The organism is Bacillota bacterium (assembly GCA_024655925.1).
Lineage (GTDB): Bacteria > Bacillota > DTU025 > DTU025 > JANLFS01 > JANLFS01.
Genome location: JANLFS010000168.1, coordinates 1 through 3,604 on the forward strand (window position 1 = coordinate 1; position 3,604 = coordinate 3,604).

The 3,604-nt window shown below is 58.5% G+C and carries 5 protein-coding genes; 1 reads left to right on the forward strand and 4 read right to left on the reverse strand.

The features are described 5' to 3' along the window. Positions 1–431: hypothetical protein (locus NUW23_15490; protein MCR4427560.1), on the reverse strand; the 431-nt coding region annotated here is incomplete at its 3' end. Between NUW23_15490 and NUW23_15495 the strand changes: the two genes are divergently transcribed. Continuing rightward, positions 418–783, forward strand: a complete 366-nt coding sequence (locus NUW23_15495; GenBank protein ID MCR4427561.1) for a hypothetical protein — start codon at positions 418–420, stop codon at positions 781–783. The two genes, NUW23_15490 and NUW23_15495, sit on opposite strands and share 14 nt — an antisense overlap. A gap of 432 nt (positions 784–1,215) precedes the next feature. On the opposite strand, the gene NUW23_15500 is transcribed toward NUW23_15495, so the two are convergent. From NUW23_15500 to NUW23_15510, 3 genes are all read right to left on the reverse strand, one after another. After that, on the reverse strand, positions 1,216–1,845 hold the full coding sequence (locus NUW23_15500; GenBank protein ID MCR4427562.1) for a hypothetical protein: 630 nt from the start codon (positions 1,843–1,845) through the stop codon (positions 1,216–1,218). A gap of 27 nt (positions 1,846–1,872) precedes the next feature. Continuing rightward, the gene (locus NUW23_15505) at positions 1,873–2,844 is read right to left on the reverse strand and encodes a hypothetical protein (protein ID MCR4427563.1); all 972 of its coding nucleotides are present in this window, start codon (positions 2,842–2,844) and stop codon (positions 1,873–1,875) included. A 202-nt stretch (positions 2,845–3,046) separates the two neighbouring features. Next, the coding region (locus tag NUW23_15510) for a TSCPD domain-containing protein (GenBank protein MCR4427564.1) at positions 3,047–3,604 on the reverse strand (558 nt) is incomplete at its 5' end.

Here is a 3,604-nt window from a genome sequence, read left to right on the forward strand (position 1 = left end):
TGCAGCCTGAAAACCAAAGCCTGACGGTGTCCACCAAACCGGGGTAACTCCAACGTGGAAACATGGTGTTTGCTCCGTACAAGTCGGCTGGCCAGATCACAAACCGCCTCGGCGGCCTTTGACTTTGCGCCAGGGTCGCGTTCTGTGATTGGGGAGGCTTCCATCGGAGCGTCTCCACCTGTGGTAGCCGGCGTCTGTTGAGATCCGCTGTCAGTCTCAATGGGCTCTTCCAGATCAAGATCGAGATCCCCCAGATCGAACGTCGCGCCACAACTGTCGCACTCAACCTTCTCATCCTCGGTGTCGAACTGTTTCGCATCCATTGGGGAGAACCCGTCCTGAGTCAAGAACATGCGGGTTGCCCGAAAGTACCCGGACACCACATATAGTGAGTCCTCGGCCCCACACTTGGGGCACGTGGTTCGGTACATCGAGTTCCTCCTCTCGAGTTTGTTCTCAGGCGTAGCGCTCGAGGTTTGGTCCCTGGCGGATATCGTTGGCCGTCAGATGACACTCGCTACACTTCTCATGGCATTCGATGCAGCCAGGGGACGGCATCTCCAACCGCTCAGGCCCTCGATGCTCGAGCGCTTTTCGCAGCGCGTCTTCCAGGGCGATTGCCCTTTTCCGAAGCCTCTCGATTTCTTGGGTCTGTCCCATGTCGTTGCCTTGCAAGGGCTGCTCATCACTGTGAACGAGACCGGTGAGGACGCCTTGCTGGGCTCCAGTATGATCGAAGAACCGGATCTCATAGTATCGACTGCCCTGCGAGTCGGTCTTTAGCACAACGGCAGTTGCTCAAGAAGCCGTAGCGGCCGGCCGTGTCCCAGAACAGTATCGGTGCATCGATCGTGTCCGCGGGTTTCACTTGATGTTCGCCTCCGCTTGCGGCGACGCGTTGCCCAGGTTCGTTGCCAGGTCTACTATCCTCCTGAGCAAACAGTCCCTGAGTGCGGGCGGCACTCTGTCTGCCAACAGAACCTCCTCCTTCTTTGTGATTTGCTTGGCCTCGAACCTTAATGGTCCGATCACGTGATGAACAATGAGGACTCCCAGATCACGCCCGAGAATCGCTGTCTGGCATTCCAGAAGAGGTTGCATGTATTAGTCCGGGAGAGCTCCTGCGCTCTCCCAATGCGAGAGGGGCTCTCCGTTACGGTTGGAGAGGCCCTCGTCCTCCTTCAGATGGGTACAGCGTCGAACCGATTGCCTTGGTTATTCGGCCCTATCGGCTAACGCTGCAACACGCGCAGAATCCATGGCGACTTCCACGATCAACTCATTGAGTCGCTGGAGCTCCGGAGCGAGCATCTGCTGCCGGTTCTCGATGGCGCAAAGCACCCGGCGGGCCCTTTGGAGAGAGCCTACCTGCCCCGAACACTCACGCCCGACATCTTCGGCCAGGCTGAGGACAAGTTCCCGCACAGCCTGGACTTTTGCTTCCAGCACTGCTGAATCGTGCTTCAAGTCCTGGAGAACTACTGCCTCTTTCTCCGCTTGACAGCTGCCGTGCGGCTCTCGCGCCTCCTCGGCCTTGGCGCCAGGAGATGCTTCCTTGGGCGGTTCGATATCCTCCTCGATTAGCCCATCCTTCGTGATTAGCCCGGCGTCTATGGCTTCTCTGATGATGGCCTTCCGTCCATCGTCAGTGTGGGCATCGTGACCGTTTTGCGGCAGTTCCCGGACGTCGAACGCATACTCGCCCGAGTTGTCCGAGCATTTGGGGTCTGTCCCGTACCAGAAAGTGCGGGCGCCGCAAGCAAGCTCGTCATCCTTGTAGATATGATAGATGGTGACGTCTTTGTATTTCATGTAGACTTCAGGCTCTACCCACGCATAAGGCACTCTGTTTCCTCCTTCGCACTGTTGCCGCTACGCAGCATCGGCCTTGTCGTCGAACCATCTCAGAGGCATCACAACGGCGGTCCATCCCTCCAGGCCGCCGCGAAAACTCGCAGCGGCAAAGGAAGACTCGAGTCCGATGGTGACTCTATCGCCTCCGGCCTCGTTCAATACGTCCTGCAACAGACGCGGGTTGAACGCAACCGTCAAGGGCTGGCCTTGTATTTCCGCATCAAGTTCGTCCCTGAAGGTAGTCCCAGTAAATACGTCCTCCATTGAAAGGTAGAGTCGTTTCTCGCCGGTGCGGATATGGAGTTCCGGTTGTTCCGCTGGCGAGAAGGCTGCCATGCGCCTAACGACGGCCAACAACGACAGTCTATCGGTCGTGATTGTGGTTCGCTGTGATGTCCTCCCAAGGATCTCCCTGTGTGAGGGGAATGCTTCCTCGATAGTCTTCACTGCGAGTGTTGCGGCAGAACCAGCGAATTGCACCGTCCCCTCGCCGAGAGTGATTGTCAGCGTCTTTTCGTTCTTGAAGAGCCTACCCGCTATCTTGAGTGACCCCGCAGGTATGATCCACCGCCCTGTTGGCCCAGCAAGCGGCAGCCTGTATACGGCCATCCGAACGCCGTCCAGTGCTACTAGATCTGTGCCTGAACCGTCGGCGGCGAGACAGACTCCCCGCAAGACTGGCCGCCTGTCGCTTCTTGAGGCTGCGAACATGACCGCGCGGAATGCGGCGCTCAAGACAGGCCACTCAACTCTTACGTCTTGACCTTGGACAGACTGCAGAGGGGGGATTGAGTATTTCCAGAAGACGTCGCTGTGCTTCCCCATCTCCGCCCGGCAGTTGCCGCGGCTCAAGCTGGCCACGGAGCGCTCCTCGTCGAATTCGACAGATAGAGCGCCCTTTCCGAAGCCTTGAAGCATGCGCTCCAAGGATCGGCCGCCAACTGCGATCTTGCCTTGTCCGAACACAGAGGCTGGCACATCAATTCTCACGCCTCTGGAATCGCTCGCGCCCTCAAGTCTTATACCGTTGAGCGTGGCCTACAGCATAACCCCCTTGTTTCGAGGCATCCCGCGCGCCCTCGAAGGGGGAGGGGACCCAATAGCTGACAACACGAGCCGCAAGGCCGCCAGCAGAGCGCACTGTTCAATCGTGAATCTCATCGCTTTACCTCCCAAGGTTTGATATTGGCTCTTACAAGCATTCGCTGAACCCACAGGTTGGGCACGTCGAACAACCAGACTCAAACTTCATGGCGCTCCCGCAGTCCGGGCAGGCGCCTTTGTGCTTCACAAGGGCTAAGGCCGCCGAGAGATCGACTATCCCGGCCCCTTCTGATAAGACACGAACAGACGCATGGTGAGGGTCTGGGGCCGCCTGACGGCCGATGTTGACGCCGGCAACGCGGCCAAGGACTATCCCTATGGCGTCCGCGCAGGATAGCACTTGGCCACCGTTGCCCCACGCAGGCGAAGGGCACCGTATGCCGCGGAGCTCCTTGATCACTGCCTCTACCGCTACACCGGAACGCAACGCCAGCGAGATGAGCCTCGCAATGGCCTCCGCCTGGGACGCGGCACATCCGCCGGACTTCCCCATGGCGGTGAAGCACTCGCACAAACCGTGTTCATCTCGGTTTACAGTGATGTAGAGGTTTCCGCAGCCGGTCTTGATCCTCACCGTCTGTCCCTTGGTGACTTCGGGCCGTGGCCTTGGTCGCATTTCCGTTTGTTGCGGCTTCAAGACTTCAGC